Raw genomic sequence first — 15,946 nt, 5'->3', positions numbered from 1 at the left:
TTATCAATATAAATAGTCTTGTCATTCTGAACTTGTTTCAGAATCACCTATTATTAGATATCAAGCTGAATTAAATTCAACTTTACAATTCTCAAATCTCAAAACTAATCCAATGGATACATTAAAATTTATAACTGCAGGAAATGTAGATGACGGTAAAAGTACCTTAATTGGACGTTTACTTTACGATTCACATTCAATACATACAGATCAATTAGGTGTTTTACAAAAACAATCTAAGAACATTTCAAAAAATAGTGATATCGATTTAGCTTTGGTTACAGATGGTCTTCGTGCCGAACGTGAACAAGGTATTACGATTGATGTTGCGTATAAATATTTTGCAACCGATAAACGTAAATTTATTATTGCAGATGCGCCAGGACATGAGCAATATACGCGTAATATGGTGACTGGTGTTTCTAATTCTGATTTAATTATTATTCTTATTGATGCGCGTCATGGTGTTACAACTCAAACAAAACGACATGCAAGTATTGGATCTTTAATTGGGCTTAAAAAAGCAATTGTAGCAATTAATAAAATGGATTTAGAAGATTATTCTGAAAAAATTTTTACTCAAATTAAAAATGATTTCGAAGCACTTTTACTGCAACTTAATTATGATGAGGTTCATTATGTGCCAATTTCTGCTTTAGTTGGCGATAATATTGTTTCTTTATCAGAGAATACACCTTGGTATAAAGGTCAATCAATTTTATCACTTTTAGAAACAATTACAATCGCTTCTCAAGCAAATCTTCCAGCTCGTTTTCAAGTTCAATATGTTATTCGTCCGCAAGAAGAAACTTTGCATGATTATCGTGGTTATGCTGGTCTTGTTCTAAGTGGAAAATATAAAGTTGGGGATGATATAACTATTTTACCTGCAAATATTCCGACAAAAATTGTGCGTCTTGAACGTGATTTAACTGATGTTAATGAAGTTATTGCTGGAGAAAATGTTGTGATTCATTTAGCTGATAATATTGATATTTCTCGTGGAGATTCTTTTATTTTAGCAAATGATGAGGTTTTACAAAATAATAAATTTACTTCTTGGATTTGTTGGTTAGATCAACAAAATCTTCAATTAGGAAAACCATATATTTTACAACATCGTTTTAAATCGACTCGTGTTAAAATAAAAGCAATTACACAACGTTGGGATGTTAATAATTGGGAGTTTATTGCAGCTGATCAAATTGGTTTAAATGATATTGCGCAAATAGAAATTCAATCTAATCAACCTTTGGTTTATGATGTTTTTACAGATAATAATCAAACCGGAAATGCTATTTTGATTGACGAAACTACGCACAATACGGTTGGCGCTTTAATGATTTTGTAAAAAACGCCTATGTATCAATTAATTTATTCGCTGAATAAGAAAAAAGTGAAACGAATTTTGGTGATTAATGAAACTGATCAAGAAATTTCTTCTCCAAAAATTGAACAACAATATCCAAAAGCGACAATTGTACATTACGATGAAAATAATTTTACAGCACTCAATAATTATCATTCGTTTGATATTTTAGTCTTTAATTTTTGTCAATTACATTGGGTGAAAGATTTTTTAGCTCAAAAACTTTCAATTGATTTAGAAACTGAAGAAACAAATTATCATTTAGAATTAACCAAACAACATCAATCAAATCCCACAAAGGGTTTGGGTTATATAAAAGTAATTCGAAATAGTAGTATTCTATTTTTCGTATTCTTTTTTGGATATAGTCTTTCGACATTAATTCCTATCGAAAATGTCAACGATTTTGTGGTTCAAATTCCAAATGAATTTTACATTATGTTGGCTGTTGGTTTTTTTGCTCAATTGGTTGATGGCGCGCTAGGTTTAGGTTATGGAATGACTTCTGCCGCAGCTATGATGTCGATGGGAATTAAATTGCCAGCCATTTCAGGAAGTATTCATACAGCCGAAATGTTTTCGAGTGCGGTAAGTGGTTATTCGCATTATCGTTTCGGTAATGTCAATAAAAAAATGCTCGTTTGGCTCGCAATTCCAGGCGTTGTTGGCGCTGTTTTAGGTTCTCTTTTCGTTATTTACATTGGCGAAGAATACGAATATTATGCATATCCGTTTGTTGCATTATATTTAGCTTTAATCGCAATCAGATTGTTTGCTTTAGCTTTTAAAAAGAAAGTCGTTCGTAAAAAGATTAAAAAATTAAGTTTTTTAGGATTTTCAGGTGGATTTTTCGATGCTTTTGGAGGTGGAGGTTGGGGACCAATTGTTACTTCAACTTTATTAACAAAAGGAAGAAATTCTAAATATGTAATTGGAACAGTTTCTTTGGCCGAATTTTTTGTGACTTTTGCCGCAACAATGACTTTTTTTACAAGTCTTGGTGTAGAATATTGGTACATTGTTTTAGGTTTGATAATTGGCGGAATGATTGCTGCACCTTTTGCTGCAAAATTAGCAGGTAAATTACCGCAAAAAATCGCTTACATATTAGTCGCTTTATTAGTTATTATTTCGAGTATAAGAATCATTATAAAAATGGTTTAAAGTTTACACATATTATATTCAATAAAAACTCAACTTCATCAAGTTGAGTTTTTTATTTCCGAAACATTTCCGTTCTTTACAAAATGAAATTCGAACAAATCATTGATGAGGTTTATATTATTTCTGATAATTCTAAACAATTATTAATGAATAATATAAAAGAAGTTACTTTACCTAAAGGTTTAAATATATTAAACTCTGATAAAATTGAACGAAAAGTCTATTTTATTAAAAAAGGAATTGTACGTGCTTATACAATTTTTGATGGTGATGAGGTGACTTTTTGGTTTGGTCAAGAAGGAAATTCTATTCTTTCGATGCGAAGTTATATCGAGAAAAAAGCAAGTTACGAAACAATAGAATTGCTAGAAGATTGTGTTCTTTATGAAATAAAAATGAATGATTTACAAGGTTTATATGAGACTAATCTTGAGTTGGCAAATTGGGGAAGAAAACTTGCCGAAAACGAGTTAATCAAAACCGAGGAACGATTTATTTCGAGCCAATTAGGAACTGCAATTCAACGGTATAAAAAGTTATTAATTGAAAACCCAAGTTTGATTAATCGTGTTCAATTAGGGTATATAGCTTCATATTTGGGGATAAGTCAAGTTACACTAAGCAGAATTAGAGCAGAAATTTAATTGGTTTATTTTTTAACATTTGTTAAAAAATAAACAGTTTTTCAATCTAATATTTGCATAAAATTATAGAAAATGAATTGGATTTTATTAATATTAGGCGGATTATTCGAGATTGGTTTTACATCTTGTTTAGGAAAAGCAAAAATGACAACTGGTAACGAAATGTATTTGTGGTACGGTGGTTTTGTCATCAGTTTATTTGCGAGTATGGGTTTATTGATAAAAGCTACAGAAACTTTACCACTTGGAACAGCTTATGCAGTTTGGACGGGAATAGGGGCGGTTGGAACAGTATTAATCGGAATTTTTGTATTTAAAGAACCTGCTACATTTTGGCGTTTGTTTTTTATTTTTACTTTAATTAGTTCAATCGTCGGATTAAAATTTGTATCAAATTAATAACTAAATATATAAAAAAGTCAACCAATTGGTTGACTTTTTTTATTTAATCTATACTAAAACAACTTCTGTTGTTTGCTCGTGAATTGTAGAAGCTCTACCAGAAGGATCTTCGTTATCTTGCCATTTTGGAATCCATTTTTTTACAGTTTCTGCAGCAGATTTAGTCGGAAAATGTTTTGCGAAAATTTTGCGCATATACATTGCTTCTTTAGTTGTTGGTGTGTTGAAAGGGAATAATTCTTCTGCTTTTTCCATTTCTTCATCAGTAATTTTACTTTCACAATGATCGATTAATTGATCAATCCAAGAATATCCAACTCCATCCGAAAATTGTTCTTTTTGTCGCCATAAAATGTTTTCTGGTAACCAAGGTTGTTCAGCATCATCAAATGCTTTTCGTATAATGTATTTTTCTATTTTTCCTGTTGCTCTATCTGGACGTTTTACAGATGGTTCAATTTTCATAGCAACATCTAAAAAATGACGATCCAAAAATGGTACACGTGCTTCTAAAGCCCAAGCCATCGTAGATTTATCTGCTCGTAAACAATCTGCTGTACTTAATAATTGTACGCGACGAATGGTTTCTTTTTGAAATTCTTCGTCACTTGGTGCGTTATGAAAATATAAATATCCTCCAAAAATTTCGTCAGAACCTTCTCCAGACAATACTACTTTTACGCCTAAATCTGTAATATATTTCGACATAATATACATAGGCGTTGAAGCTCTGATTGATGTGATATCGTAGGTTTCTAAGTGCCAAATTAATTTGTCTATGATTGCTAAACCTTCTTCAAAAGAAAAATGAATGGCGTGATGTTTTGTTCCAATAAAATCGGCAACTTGTTTTGCTGCAATAATATCTGGCGCATTTTCATCTAATCCAACTGAAAAAGAATGTAATTCTTTTCCTTCTTCTTTTAATAATCGTGCTGTGATTGATGAAATTAATGAACTATCTAATCCTCCCGAAAGTAAAACACCAACAGGAACATCGCTCATCAAACGTTTTTTAGTTGCATCAATTAAACTATCTCTTAATTTATCTAAATCTAATTTTTCTGTACAAACTTTATCATCTTGCCAATCTGGCTGATAATATTTTACAAAACCAGTTTCTTTTGTGTAAAAATATCCTGGAGGAAAAGCTTTTAATTTTTCAACTTGATCTTCGATTGCTTTCATTTCCGAAGAAAAGTAAAAAGCACCCGTTTCATCTTGTCCATAATACAAAGGCTTTACACCAATTGGGTCGCGTGCAACCATATATTTATCACCATCCATCACAACAAAGCCAAAAACTCCGTCTAAAAGGTTACAAAAATCTGTTCCGTATTTTTCGTATAATTTTACAATAACTTCACTATCACATTTTGTAGAAAAACTAAAATCTTTCAATTCAGTTTCTTTCAATTGCAAATGGTTATAAATTTCACCATTGTGAACAACATAGGCATTATTTGTTCCTTTTATTGGTTGCTTACCAGTTTGTAAATCAATAATTGCAAGACGTTCGTGTGTGATAATTCCAGTTTTAGATTCGTTTAATTGAAAATCTTGTTCATCTGGACCACGGTGTCTCATTCTTTTGCTTAAAGCTTGTACATGTTGTACATCTAAATCTTTTTTGTCGAAAATGCCTAATATTCCACACATAATGTTATTGTTTTGTTTATTATTTGATACAAAGTTGATGTTTATGATTTAATTTGTAAAGTTTATTTTATTAATTGATTTAATAATTAAACTGATAAATGTTTATTTATGTAAATAATGAATTAAATATGTCAAAATGGCTTGAATTTAGTTAAGAATTTCAATAAACTGAAGTGGTATTATTTTTGTATTTTTAGTTGAAATTATAATTATGAACGAAGAAAGAGACTATAGTTTCGAAGAAATTCCAGATAGTTCGCATAATGAGCAAGATTTTTATGCAAAATTTAGAGAGAGATTGGATGATGTACAGAAATTTCCGGCTGATTATTTATTCAAATTTATTTATCCTACAAGTGAGGTAACGATGAATGAAATTAAAGGATTATACACTGGTACAAATGCCGAATTTGATTATAAAGCGTCTGCAAATAGAAAATACACGTCTATTTCGATTAAATTATATATTATTGATGCGGATACAGTTATCAATTATTATAAAGAAGTTGCAAAAATAGAAGGTGTAATTATGTTATAAAAAAAGGTTGCAATTGCAACCTTTTTTTATGTAGAGTAGGGGATTACAGTAATTTTGAGAAATCTTTGGTTTCTGCTAAATCCTTAAAAAAATCATTTGTAAACTCTGTTACTTTATGATGAACTTTATTTCCGCTAGAAACACGATGAATTCCTAATTTACTTATTGTTTCATAAGAATTTAATTTTGGTGTAATAAAAATATTCAACGGTAAATTAACTTCATTTATAACGCGAAGAATATCGTCTTTTTCCTCAATTAACGGAACAAAAATTCCGTCAGCACCAGCTTCTTTGTAAGTTTTTCCTCTTTTTATTGTTTCTTCTAATGCATTTTTAGCCTTCGTAGTATACGTGTCAATTCGCGCATTTATAAAAATATCTTTACCCTTTGATTTTAAATAATCCTTGATTGATTTAATTTTATTTGCTAGAATATTTTCGTTTGCTAATTTTCTTTTTTCATCATTTGTATCACCATCTTCTAGGTTAATTCCGACAACACCAATATCAACTAATTGTTCAATATAATTATTCAAAAGATCTAAATCTTCAGTAAATCCACTTTCTATATCAGCCGAAACGTGAATATTAATTGATTTTGAAATTCGATTGATAACTAATAACATTTCATCAAAAGGAATGTTTTGACCATCTTCATAACCCAACATATTTGCGATTGCATGGCTAGAAGTTCCGACAGCTAAAAATCCTGAATCTTCTGCCGCTTTACTACTTATTGCATCCCACACATTTGCGATAATTAATGGTTTATCAGCATGATGTAATTCTCTAAATTTTTGTACAGACATAATTTATTTTTTTGTGTTGATTAACATAAAGCAATAACCGTTCTATTCTCTTGAGAATGGGATATAATTTCTTCGTGATGATTTTTTTACAAATAGAGGATATATAATTAATTTTAAGTATTTGTAAATACTTGTAAATATTTGTTATCGTTTATTATATTGTAAAACAATAATTTATAAATTATTGAAATTATTTTTAAACGGTTAGATATAGAATTATGTTAGATGAAGTAATAATGAGCTATATAAATGATATTGGAAATTTGATTGATTTTTGTATTATTTTAATTCTATTTAAACCAATACTTTAAATAGAAGATGAAGGATTTATGGCTTATAAGTGCATAAAAAAGGAGCAAAAATTTGCTCCCTAATTTGTATGTTTTTATGGATAAATTTATTGTAATAAGTATAATTGAGCACAAACTCTAGCATCAGATAATGCTTCGTGGTGATTTAATTGTAAGTTAAATTTACGTGCACAATCTGAAAGTTTTGTTGGTACAATTCCTTTTAATTTGAAAATCCTATAAGTACATTCCCACTTTTCAGCAATGTTTAATAGGTTATAATTTAAACCATAAAACTCCATTGTTTTTCTCAAAACCGAACGATCAAAAGATTCGTTATGCGCAACAATTATTTGATTTTGTAAACGCTGTTTTATCTCAAAATACACATCATCAAATGTTGGCGATGAAATTGTATGCTCTGGATGAATTCCGTGCACCTGGATATTGTGATAATTATATTGATTGAGCGGCGGCTGAATTAACGTGTAAAATTCGTCCGTAATAATATTGTCTGTTACTGTTACAATTCCGACCGCGCATGCAGAATTTCTGTAATTATTTGCAGTTTCAAAATCGATGGCTACAAAATTATTCATCGCAAGTTGTTTTAGAATTAATAAAATTGATAATTTCCTCTTTTTCTAAAGGCGAAAACCAATTAACATCTTGGTCTTTTTTAAACCAAGTCATTTGTCGTTTTGCAAATCTTCGGGTATTTTTTTTAATTTCCTCATTTGCAAAGTTTAAATCAATTTTGTCTTCAAAAAAATCAAATAATTCGCGGTAACCAACGGTTTGTAGCGCATTTAGTTCTTTTAATGGATACAATGATTTTGCTTCGTCAAGTAAACCTTCATTCATCATAATATCAACACGTTGATTAATTCGGTCATACATCTCTTGTCGAGGAAGTTCTAACCCAATCTTAATTATGTTAAATGGACGTTTATTTAAATCTTGATTTCTGAATTTAGAGAAAGGTTGACCAGATCCACGATAAATTTCTAAAGCTCTAATTACACGTTGTTTGTTGTAAATGTCAACTTCTTCGTAATAAATTGGATCAACTTGCTTCAACTCTATTTGCAATTTCTCAATTCCATCCGTTTCTAATTCTTGATTAAGTTGTTCTCTAAAAATAGGGTCAATTTCAGGAAAAATATCAAAACCAGTTGTAATTGCTTTTTCGTATAAACCAGAACCGCCAACCATTATACATACATCATTCGTCTGAAAATAGTCGTCCAAAAACTTTAAACCATCGCGTTCAAAATCTCCAACTGAATATTTTTCGTGAATCGAAATATTCTGTATAAAATGATGTTTTGCTTGTGCTAATTCCGAAGTAGAAGGAACCGCCGTACCAATTGTCATTTCTTTATAGAACTGTCGACTATCGCAAGACAAAATGTCTGTAGAGTAGTGCTGCGCCAATTGTATTGCAAGTCCGGTTTTACCAATAGCCGTTGGACCAACTATGCTAATTAAGGTTTTATTGTGTGAAAAATGTTGCATTTTAGTATCGTTGTTCGGGCAATAGTTTGATTTGCGTGCAAGATACTTCTATATTTTAGGAACAAAAAATTTGAAAATCGAAGGAGAATAAAAAAGCTTCTATTCCAAAAGAATAGAAGCTGAAAAAATATTGAGTTAATTTATTTTAATCATTAAAATGATACAAGAAAACAACATCTGCTGTATAAGCAGGTTTTGGATTGTCTTGAATCTCAAAAGTTGCAGCAATTACAACTTTAGCAATTCCTCTAAGATTTGTAATAGATTTTAGTTTCGCTTTTAATCTAACATCACTATCAACCAAAACAGGTTGTCCAAATCTTAAATTTTCGATACCGTAATTGATTAACATTTTGATATTTCGAACCTCTGCAATTTGATCCCATAAATGAGGAATCATAGAAAGTGTTAAATATCCATGCGCAATTGTATTTTTGAAAGGTCCTTCTTTTTTTGCTTTTTCAGGATCTGTATGTATCCATTGATGATCTATTGTAGCATCTGCAAAACGATTGATTTGTTCTTGCGTAATTGTATGCCAATCCGAAACACCAATTTCTTTTCCTTCAAATGCTTTGTATTCGTCAAAGTTGTTAATAATTACCATTTTCTGGTTGTTTAATTTTTAGTATAGTTATTAATTTTCTAAAACTAATAAAATCTTCGCATATATGCAGGGTTTATTGCTATTTTTCTGCAAGATTTAATGATTATGCATAAAAAAGTCCGACTTCTACTAGAAATCGGACTAAATTTTTTATTATATCGTTATTTTTAATCTATAATTTTTGCATCTTCGATATTGTTATACGCTTTTTGGTTAATTTCCCAAGCAAGGTATTTTGAGACTTCTTTATTGAAATATTTCATTCCAAATAACAATATTCCAAAATCATCTACCAAACCAAAAGGACCAAATAGTGCTTCTGGAATAATATCAATCGGCGATATTATATACAAAGTAGCTAGAAAACCTATGACTAAATTAGTCATTTCGGGTTTATAATTTCCTTTTTTATAATCAGCCAACATTCTGAAAAATGCTTTTACTTTATCTAAAAAAGATTTGTCTTTTTGTGCTTCCATTGCTGCTGCACCTGCGACTTTAAAAAACTTTGATTTTTTCATTTTACTAATTATGTTATTTTAACGTATTATGTATTACAAAGTACATGCCATACTTTAATTGTCACATTCAATAAAATAGTTAAAGTTTTATTTGGGTTATCTTTTTGGTTTTAAGAAGTTTATTGTTCCTCTTCTTGTAAAGCTTTTTCGATATTAAAAACCCATTCCATTTTTTGATTTTCAAGCTTTTTTCTAGCCAAAGCAGCAAGTACTGTTAATGTTTCATCGTATTTTTCTTTATCCATTGTTTCTGGATTAAATGGTGGCAATTGCTCAATTTCTACAGTAAAAGTTTTTGTATTTCCTTTGTACGTTACTTCTTTTGTTAACTGTTGTTCGCTCATGGCTATTTTTTATGAATCTTTATTAATTGATAAATTAATCTCGAATATTGTTTTAATAAAATTTATTCAGGATTGATGTTGCAAAAATACAAACTAAATGCGTTACAATACAGAAAAGATGGTATTGGCTTTTTAAACTTCAAAATCATTTAATTTTAGATTTTAATCTAACAAAATAATAATGAAAAAGAACCTATATTTGGTCTACTTAGTTTAATTTTGCAGATTAAACATATATTAAGATGCCATATCAGACTGTTTTTGTTGAATTTTACGAACAAGTAAAATTAAGTATCAACCAAGGAACTTTTGCCAAACTTACTTTTGCCAAAACAATGGGCGATACTGAGCTTAAAAATATTTATGTAAGACTTCATATTTTAGAAACTGGAGGATATAACTTTGCTTTCAATACACGTTATAAATCAGAAGAAGTAGAAAGTTTTCATACTGTAGACGAAGCTTTTATGATTTTAAGTTCTTATATCAAAAATCCTTTTACATCTGCTTTATTATTTACAACAGAAATGGATTTGACATTTAAAGTGAATAAAAAAAATGCAGGAAGTCTTATACAACAATTACCTACATTTAAACATATTTCACTAGAAATGGATGAAATGATTGAAAGAGGAATTATAAAAATATAATTTTATGGATTTATCAGATCAATTAAAAAATCTATTTCCTGATCATATTTCAGAACCAGAAGAAATCGAAGAAGTTGAAAATGAGCTGTGGATGCAAGCCGATCCGTTAATTTGTAAATACGAAAAACGAAAAGGTAAGCCAACAACTGTTATCGAAGGTTACACGGGTGCTGATGAAGATTTTAAACAATTAGCCAAAGAAATTAAAGTGTTTTTAGGCGTTGGCGGAAGTTTTAAAGACGAATCAATTATCATTCAAGGTGATTACCGCGACAAAATAATGAGCTTCCTAAAAGATAAAGGTTTTAAAGTGAAAAGAGTAGGTGGTTAATAAAAATTTTACACAAATTTGCAATAAACATTGTATCTTGTGTGTTTATTTTTAATTAGAAAACATGAGTAAAGCAGCATCAGAATTAGTTTTAAATGCAGACGGAAGTATTTACCATTGTAATATAAAACCAGAACATTTAGCTGATACAATTATCACGGTTGGAGATCCAAATCGTGTAGAAAAAGTTTCAAGACATTTTGATTCAATCGAGCACAAAGCTTCTAAAAGAGAAATTGTTACGCATACAGGTATGTTAAACGGACAACGTTTAACGGTTATTTCGACAGGTATGGGAACAGACAATATTGATATTGTTTTTTCTGAATTAGATGCTTTAGCAAATATAAATTTAGAAACTGGACAGATTAAAGAGGATTTCAGAAAATTATCTTTTATACGTTTAGGAACTTCGGGCGCTTTACAAGGCGATATTCCTGTGGATAGCATTGTAATTGGTTCACATGGTTTAGGTTTAGACGGTTTATTGCATTATTATGTAGGAAGCGAAGCAGTGATGAACAAAGAGGTAGAAGATGCTTTTATCAAACATGTAGATTGGTCACCAAATAAATCTCGTCCTTATTTAGTAGAAGCTTCTACAAGTTTATTAAATAAATTGGCTTCGGAGCAAACAATTCAAGGAATTACAGCAACGGCATGTGGTTTTTACGGACCTCAAGGTCGTCATTTAAGATTGCAACCAAATCCTGCAGATATTAATGAGCGTTTAACATCATTCAATCATAATGGTTTAAGAATTTCTAATTTCGAGATGGAAACTTCGGCAATTTATGGTTTAGCAGCGATGATGGGACACGATGCTTTATCTGTTAACGCAATTGTTGCCAACCGTATTTTAGGAGAATTTAGTACAGATTCTTATAAAACTGTTGATGCGATGATTGAATATTCTTTAGAGAAATTAACGAAATAATATAAGTTCAATTCAATAAAAAATCCACTCAATTGAGTGGATTTTTTATTTTATATGATAATTTTTAATTCAAATTCATTAATTCTTTTGCTTGATTAAGCGCTGCATCAGTCAATTCTGAGCCCGAAATCATTTGTGCAATTTCAGATAAACGTTCTGTTTGCGACAATTCTTTTACATTAGTTTTTGTGGTTTCATCTACAACTTCTTTATAAACTTTTAGTTGATGATTTCCTTTCGAAGCAACTTGCGGTAAATGTGTAATTACTAAAAGCTGCATATTTTGCGACATTTCTTGCATTACTTTTCCCGTTTCATTTGCTACTTTTCCAGAAATTCCAGTATCAATTTCATCTAAAATTAAAGTTGGTAAATGTTGATGTGTTGCCAATAATTTTTTAATAGCCAACATCAATCGCGAACGTTCTCCACCCGAAACAGATTTCTCAAAAACGCGAGGTTCCATTCCTTTGTTGGCACTAAACAAGAAAAGAACTTCATCTTTACCAGTCAAAGTATAATCAGAAGTTTCGTTTAACTGAATGATTAATTGAGAATTTTCCATTCCTAATTGAGACAAAGTCGACAAAATATTTTCTCTAATTGTATCAATAGAAGCAAAGCGATTTTTGCGTATTTTAAGTGATAGTTTGTCAAGTTTATCACTAATTAAATTTAATTCTTTGTTTAAATGAATAATCAAATCACTTAGATTATCAAAACCAGAAGTTTGCGTTTCTAATTGTTCTCTTTTTTCAATTAAATCTTCAATTGTTAGGACATCGTGTTTACGTAATAATTTATGAATCAAATCAAAACGTTCTGTCAATTCAAGTAAACGTTCAGGGTTTAATTCGGTTGATTCTATCAAATGACTCATCTCTCCAGAAATATCTTGAAGCTCTATTTTAGATGAATTTAAACGATCATAAATAGATTTGTAGTCACTAGAAAAATCTGTAATTCGATTTAATTTATTACTTGCTTCATTTAATTGCGAAACAATTCCGACTTCTGGATGTTCCAAAAATTGGTAAGTTTCATTTAAAGTTGAAATGATTTCTTCTACATTTGAAAGAGATTTTATTTCACTTTCTAACGTTTCTAATTCACCAATTCGGAGTGAAGCATTATTTAATTCTTCCCACAAATGAAGTTTATATTCTAAATCTTGTGATTGATTTTCTAATGAATTTTGCGCTTCTTTTATCTTCTTTTTTACCGCGATATAATTTAGAAAAACGGTTTTATATTCTTTCAATAACTCTTTATTGTTTCCGTAAATATCCAACATTGATAATTGGAAATCAGCTTCAAAAATTTTAGGTGTATTAAATTGAGAATGAATATCAATTAGTAATTCTGATAATTCGTGTAAAATAGAAACTTTAACAGGTGTATCATTTATAAAAGCACGCGATTTACCAGAAGGTAATAATTCTCTTCTCAGAATAGATTCGTCTTCGTAATCCAAATCATTTTCTTCGAAAAAAGTTTGTAATTCTAATTCTTTGATATTAAAAATGGCTTCGATAATGCATTTTTCTTTCTCATTTTTTAGCGCTTTTAAGTCGGCGCGTTCGCCTAAAACTAATTTCAAAGCACCTAAAATAATTGATTTTCCAGCACCAGTTTCACCCGTAAGTGTAGTCATACCAGATTTAAAATCTATTTCTAACTCATCAATTATGGCAAAATTATTTACTCGAAGCGTACTTAACATTTTACTTTTTTAAGGAATTCCAACTTGAACTATTTTTTGGAGAGATTGAATTTAAAATTTCTTTTAATTTCTCGATATTTACGGTAGACGTTTGTCCGCCAGAAAATATTTGTTTAATCTCGTCTTTTTTTGCATTTACAAAAATGTCTAATGGATAAAATTGAGAGTAACTTCCGCGTTGATAAAATTCTAATTGTAAAAGTGTATTTCCAATTGCATTTTTACCACGCAATTCATTTTCTGACATAATATCCAATCCATTTCTGTGGTATTGATACGATATATTTCGCAAAGAAGAATTGTCGGTTTTTAAAACATTATTGATTAAAGATGAACGAGATTGTAAACCATCTAATTCGCTCCAACCGCTAAAATTGTTACTTGCTTGACCAAAGTCTGCAATTTTTTTAGCCATTTTAAAATATTCTGTTCCGCCTTCTTTTGCAAATGTATCTGCATCGTAACCTAAAACTAAATATACGTAAAAGGTAATAACATCTGTTAAATTTTTATTACTGAATTTACGGTCATTAAAAACCAATTCTTCGTATTCTTGGTACTCAAAATTAAAATTTGTGTCGTTTAAATTAAGAACTGGCGTATAATAAGTTGAATTGAAAACCGGACGACGAGATTGTACTAAAATAGTTCCCGTGAAACGATTTCCTTCTTTTTTCTGAATATTAATGTTGAAACTAGCTTCAATTCTTTCGTAGGTTTTTAGGCGATCGTTTGTCCATTTTGTCGAATTAATAAATGTAGTCAAAGATTTTTGTAATGTTTGATACACTTGGTTATTTGAACTTTGTACTTGCGAATAATCTACTTTTACATCTGCAATTAAATTTTGTGAAAATGCAGTTGCAGCTAAACATGCCGAAAAGAAAATTGAGGCTAATTTCTTCATATCAATTGTTATAATTTATTTAAAATAACATTTAAAATATCTTTTGCAACATCTGCTTTTGATTTTGCATCAAATTGTTGCATTGATAAATCTTTGTCAATTATTGTAATTTTATTTGTATTCTTCTGAAATCCAGCTTCTTTGTCTTGCATAGAATTAAGAACGATAAAATCTAAGTTCTTTTTAGTTAATTTTTTCTTTGCATATTCTTCTTCATTATTCGTTTCTAAAGCAAAACCAACCAATAATTGATGCGTTTTGATTTCGCCTAACGATTTTAGAATATCAGGATTTTTAACCAATTCGATTACTAAATTATCATCATTTTCCTTCTTAATTTTTTGATTCGCCATTTCTTTAGGACGATAATCTGCCACTGCAGCCGACATTACAACAACATCTGCTTTATCAAAATTAGCATGCATGGCATCGTACATATCTTTTGCCGAAACCACATTTATACGTTCTATTGGATAACCAGAAACAGATTCGTGACTTGGCCCAGCAACTAAAGTAACATTTGCACCTAAATTTGCTGCGGCTTTTGCAATTTCGAATCCCATTTTTCCAGAAGAATAATTACCTATAAAACGAACAGGGTCTAGGTTTTCGTATGTAGGACCAGCAGAAACTACAACATTTTTACCATGAAGTGGGAGAGTGGCAACAATAGATTGTTCTAAAAATGCAACAATGCTTTCAGGTTCAGCCATTCTGCCTTCGCCAATTAATCCACTTGCTAATTCGCCAGCCTCTGCAGGAATGCAAATATTACCAAATGATTCTAATTTTTGAATATTTTCTAATGTTGTTGGATGTTTGTACATGTCTAAGTCCATTGCTGGAGCAAAATAAACAGGACATTTAGCGGAAAGATAAGTTGCTAAAACTAAGTTATCGCACGTACCATCTGCCATGTGCGAAAGGGTATTGGCTGTGCAAGGTGCAATAACCATATAATCTGCCCAAAGTGCATATTCTACATGATTGTTCCAATCGCCTTTATCTCCAAAAAACTCCCATTCAACTGGATGTTTAGAAAGTGTAGAAAGTGTAAGTGGAGTGACAAAGTTTTGAGCCTCTGGCGTCATAATAACTTTAACTTCTGCACCTTTTTTGATTAGCCCTCTAACAAGAAAAGCGGCTTTGTAGGCCGCTATTCCGGCAGTAACTGCCAAAAGAATTTTTTTGCTATGTAAAACAGACATTATTTATCCTCATTTGGATTTCTGTAGTATACGTCGTTATCTAACCATTCTCTAACCGCGATAGCAGTAGATTTTGGTAATCTTTCGTAGAATTTAGAAACTTCGATTTGCTCTCTGTTTTCAAAAACTTCTTCTAACGAATCAGTGTGTGCAGCAAATTCATCCAATTTCTGAATTAATTCAGTTTTCATTTCTTGGTTGATTTGTTCTGCTCTTTTTCCCATAATTACAATTGATTCGTACAAGTTTCCTGTTTTCTCATCAATTTTATTACGATCGTAAGTTTGTGTTGTTGGTGCTGCACCGATATCTTTGAAATTCAT

General features: G+C 30.4%; 19 protein-coding genes. 8 read left to right on the top strand and 11 right to left on the bottom strand.

The features are described 5' to 3' along the window. The first annotated feature begins 112 nt into the window (after window positions 1-112). The 4 genes from BM072_RS06815 to BM072_RS06800 all read left to right on the top strand — a co-directional run bounded on the left by BM072_RS06815 (window position 113) and on the right by BM072_RS06800 (window position 3,576). Window positions 113-1,351 carry a sulfate adenylyltransferase subunit 1 gene (locus BM072_RS06815; RefSeq protein WP_092907854.1) on the top strand — a complete coding sequence of 413 codons (1,239 nt, stop codon included), beginning with the start codon at window positions 113-115 and terminating at the stop codon, window positions 1,349-1,351. A gap of 9 nt (window positions 1,352-1,360) precedes the next feature. Next, the gene (locus BM072_RS06810) at window positions 1,361-2,533 is read left to right on the top strand and encodes a sulfite exporter TauE/SafE family protein (RefSeq protein WP_125113027.1); all 1,173 of its coding nucleotides are present in this window, start codon (window positions 1,361-1,363) and stop codon (window positions 2,531-2,533) included. An 83-nt stretch (window positions 2,534-2,616) separates the two neighbouring features. Continuing rightward, a complete protein-coding gene (locus BM072_RS06805; RefSeq protein WP_092907852.1) occupies window positions 2,617-3,177 on the top strand; it encodes a Crp/Fnr family transcriptional regulator in 561 nt (186 codons plus the stop codon). Between the two features lie 72 nt (window positions 3,178-3,249). Then, window positions 3,250-3,576 (top strand): DMT family transporter, encoded by a 327-nt coding sequence (locus BM072_RS06800; RefSeq protein WP_092907850.1) that lies wholly within the window; start codon window positions 3,250-3,252, stop codon window positions 3,574-3,576. 51 nt (window positions 3,577-3,627) lie between these two features. Here BM072_RS06800 and asnB read toward each other — a convergent pair whose 3' ends face one another. After that, on the bottom strand, window positions 3,628-5,238 hold the full coding sequence (gene asnB, locus BM072_RS06795; RefSeq protein ID WP_092907848.1) for an asparagine synthase B: 1,611 nt from the start codon (window positions 5,236-5,238) through the stop codon (window positions 3,628-3,630). A gap of 211 nt (window positions 5,239-5,449) precedes the next feature. Here asnB and BM072_RS06790 point away from each other — a divergent pair, with 211 nt between their 5' ends. Beyond that, window positions 5,450-5,776 carry a DUF493 family protein gene (locus BM072_RS06790; RefSeq protein WP_092907847.1) on the top strand — a complete coding sequence of 109 codons (327 nt, stop codon included), beginning with the start codon at window positions 5,450-5,452 and terminating at the stop codon, window positions 5,774-5,776. A 43-nt stretch (window positions 5,777-5,819) separates the two neighbouring features. Here the strand turns inward: BM072_RS06790 and BM072_RS06785 are convergent, their stop codons facing one another. The 6 genes from BM072_RS06785 to BM072_RS06760 all read right to left on the bottom strand — a co-directional run bounded on the left by BM072_RS06785 (window position 5,820) and on the right by BM072_RS06760 (window position 9,867). Beyond that, the gene (locus BM072_RS06785; protein ID WP_092907845.1) at window positions 5,820-6,587 is read right to left on the bottom strand and encodes an isocitrate lyase/PEP mutase family protein; all 768 of its coding nucleotides are present in this window, start codon (window positions 6,585-6,587) and stop codon (window positions 5,820-5,822) included. A 397-nt stretch (window positions 6,588-6,984) separates the two neighbouring features. After that, entirely contained in the window at window positions 6,985-7,476 is a 492-nt protein-coding gene (locus BM072_RS06780) for a 3'-5' exonuclease (protein ID WP_092907843.1), read from the bottom strand. Further along, window positions 7,469-8,395 carry a tRNA (adenosine(37)-N6)-dimethylallyltransferase MiaA gene (gene miaA, locus BM072_RS06775; RefSeq protein ID WP_092907841.1) on the bottom strand — a complete coding sequence of 309 codons (927 nt, stop codon included), beginning with the start codon at window positions 8,393-8,395 and terminating at the stop codon, window positions 7,469-7,471. Before miaA ends, BM072_RS06780 begins: the two co-directional genes overlap by 8 nt. Before the next feature lie 145 nt (window positions 8,396-8,540). Further along, a complete protein-coding gene (locus BM072_RS06770; protein WP_092907839.1) occupies window positions 8,541-9,002 on the bottom strand; it encodes a MaoC family dehydratase in 462 nt (153 codons plus the stop codon). A 167-nt stretch (window positions 9,003-9,169) separates the two neighbouring features. Then, window positions 9,170-9,523: a YkvA family protein gene (locus BM072_RS06765; RefSeq protein ID WP_092907837.1), complete on the bottom strand. Its 354-nt coding sequence runs from the start codon at window positions 9,521-9,523 to the stop codon at window positions 9,170-9,172. Between the two features lie 119 nt (window positions 9,524-9,642). After that, entirely contained in the window at window positions 9,643-9,867 is a 225-nt protein-coding gene (locus tag BM072_RS06760) for a hypothetical protein (protein ID WP_092907835.1), read from the bottom strand. A 242-nt stretch (window positions 9,868-10,109) separates the two neighbouring features. Here BM072_RS06760 and BM072_RS06755 point away from each other — a divergent pair, with 242 nt between their 5' ends. From BM072_RS06755 to BM072_RS06745, 3 genes are all read left to right on the top strand, one after another. After that, the gene (locus BM072_RS06755) at window positions 10,110-10,517 is read left to right on the top strand and encodes a hypothetical protein (RefSeq protein ID WP_092907833.1); all 408 of its coding nucleotides are present in this window, start codon (window positions 10,110-10,112) and stop codon (window positions 10,515-10,517) included. 4 nt (window positions 10,518-10,521) lie between these two features. After that, window positions 10,522-10,848 (top strand): translation initiation factor, encoded by a 327-nt coding sequence (locus BM072_RS06750; RefSeq protein WP_092907831.1) that lies wholly within the window; start codon window positions 10,522-10,524, stop codon window positions 10,846-10,848. A 64-nt stretch (window positions 10,849-10,912) separates the two neighbouring features. Next, a complete protein-coding gene (locus BM072_RS06745; RefSeq protein ID WP_092907829.1) occupies window positions 10,913-11,785 on the top strand; it encodes a nucleoside phosphorylase in 873 nt (290 codons plus the stop codon). 64 nt (window positions 11,786-11,849) lie between these two features. On the opposite strand, the gene recN is transcribed toward BM072_RS06745, so the two are convergent. From recN to BM072_RS06725, 4 genes are read right to left on the bottom strand one after another with little or no spacing between them, the layout of a single operon-like run. Beyond that, complete coding sequence (gene recN / locus BM072_RS06740; RefSeq protein ID WP_092907827.1) at window positions 11,850-13,508, bottom strand: DNA repair protein RecN; 1,659 nt, start codon at window positions 13,506-13,508, stop codon at window positions 11,850-11,852. 1 nt (window position 13,509) lies between these two features. Further along, entirely contained in the window at window positions 13,510-14,415 is a 906-nt protein-coding gene (porD, locus tag BM072_RS06735) for a type IX secretion system protein PorD (RefSeq protein ID WP_092907825.1), read from the bottom strand. Window positions 14,416-14,423: 8 nt separating this feature from the next. Next, window positions 14,424-15,623 (bottom strand): bifunctional phosphopantothenoylcysteine decarboxylase/phosphopantothenate--cysteine ligase CoaBC, encoded by a 1,200-nt coding sequence (gene coaBC / locus BM072_RS06730; RefSeq protein ID WP_092907823.1) that lies wholly within the window; start codon window positions 15,621-15,623, stop codon window positions 14,424-14,426. Continuing rightward, window positions 15,623-15,946: a DNA-directed RNA polymerase subunit omega gene (locus BM072_RS06725; protein ID WP_092907822.1), complete on the bottom strand. Its 324-nt coding sequence runs from the start codon at window positions 15,944-15,946 to the stop codon at window positions 15,623-15,625. The genes coaBC and BM072_RS06725 overlap by 1 nt, the downstream gene beginning before the upstream one ends.

It is taken from the genome of Algoriella xinjiangensis, from assembly GCF_900115015.1.
GTDB lineage: Bacteria > Bacteroidota > Bacteroidia > Flavobacteriales > Weeksellaceae > Empedobacter > Empedobacter xinjiangensis.
The sequence above is the reverse complement of the archived record's forward strand: the minus strand, read 5'-3'. Positions and strand labels throughout refer to the sequence as shown.

What these genes read in the sequence shown, in the direction of transcription:
- BM072_RS06815 (WP_092907854.1), top strand. Translation starts at nt 113, where the DNA reads ATGGATACATTAAAATTTATAACTGCAGGAAATGTAGATGACGGTAAA.
- BM072_RS06810 (WP_125113027.1), top strand. Translation starts at nt 1,361, where the DNA reads ATGTATCAATTAATTTATTCGCTGAATAAGAAAAAAGTGAAACGAATT.
- BM072_RS06805 (WP_092907852.1), top strand. Translation starts at nt 2,617, where the DNA reads ATGAAATTCGAACAAATCATTGATGAGGTTTATATTATTTCTGATAAT.
- BM072_RS06800 (WP_092907850.1), top strand. Translation starts at nt 3,250, where the DNA reads ATGAATTGGATTTTATTAATATTAGGCGGATTATTCGAGATTGGTTTT.
- asnB (WP_092907848.1), bottom strand. Translation starts at nt 5,238, where the DNA reads ATGTGTGGAATATTAGGCATTTTCGACAAAAAAGATTTAGATGTACAA.
- BM072_RS06790 (WP_092907847.1), top strand. Translation starts at nt 5,450, where the DNA reads ATGAACGAAGAAAGAGACTATAGTTTCGAAGAAATTCCAGATAGTTCG.
- BM072_RS06785 (WP_092907845.1), bottom strand. Translation starts at nt 6,587, where the DNA reads ATGTCTGTACAAAAATTTAGAGAATTACATCATGCTGATAAACCATTA.
- BM072_RS06780 (WP_092907843.1), bottom strand. Translation starts at nt 7,476, where the DNA reads ATGAATAATTTTGTAGCCATCGATTTTGAAACTGCAAATAATTACAGA.
- miaA (WP_092907841.1), bottom strand. Translation starts at nt 8,395, where the DNA reads ATGCAACATTTTTCACACAATAAAACCTTAATTAGCATAGTTGGTCCA.
- BM072_RS06770 (WP_092907839.1), bottom strand. Translation starts at nt 9,002, where the DNA reads ATGGTAATTATTAACAACTTTGACGAATACAAAGCATTTGAAGGAAAA.
- BM072_RS06765 (WP_092907837.1), bottom strand. Translation starts at nt 9,523, where the DNA reads ATGAAAAAATCAAAGTTTTTTAAAGTCGCAGGTGCAGCAGCAATGGAA.
- BM072_RS06760 (WP_092907835.1), bottom strand. Translation starts at nt 9,867, where the DNA reads ATGAGCGAACAACAGTTAACAAAAGAAGTAACGTACAAAGGAAATACA.
- BM072_RS06755 (WP_092907833.1), top strand. Translation starts at nt 10,110, where the DNA reads ATGCCATATCAGACTGTTTTTGTTGAATTTTACGAACAAGTAAAATTA.
- BM072_RS06750 (WP_092907831.1), top strand. Translation starts at nt 10,522, where the DNA reads ATGGATTTATCAGATCAATTAAAAAATCTATTTCCTGATCATATTTCA.
- BM072_RS06745 (WP_092907829.1), top strand. Translation starts at nt 10,913, where the DNA reads ATGAGTAAAGCAGCATCAGAATTAGTTTTAAATGCAGACGGAAGTATT.
- recN (WP_092907827.1), bottom strand. Translation starts at nt 13,508, where the DNA reads ATGTTAAGTACGCTTCGAGTAAATAATTTTGCCATAATTGATGAGTTA.
- porD (WP_092907825.1), bottom strand. Translation starts at nt 14,415, where the DNA reads ATGAAGAAATTAGCCTCAATTTTCTTTTCGGCATGTTTAGCTGCAACT.
- coaBC (WP_092907823.1), bottom strand. Translation starts at nt 15,623, where the DNA reads ATGTCTGTTTTACATAGCAAAAAAATTCTTTTGGCAGTTACTGCCGGA.
- BM072_RS06725 (WP_092907822.1), bottom strand. Translation starts at nt 15,946, where the DNA reads ATGAATTTCAAAGATATCGGTGCAGCACCAACAACACAAACTTACGAT.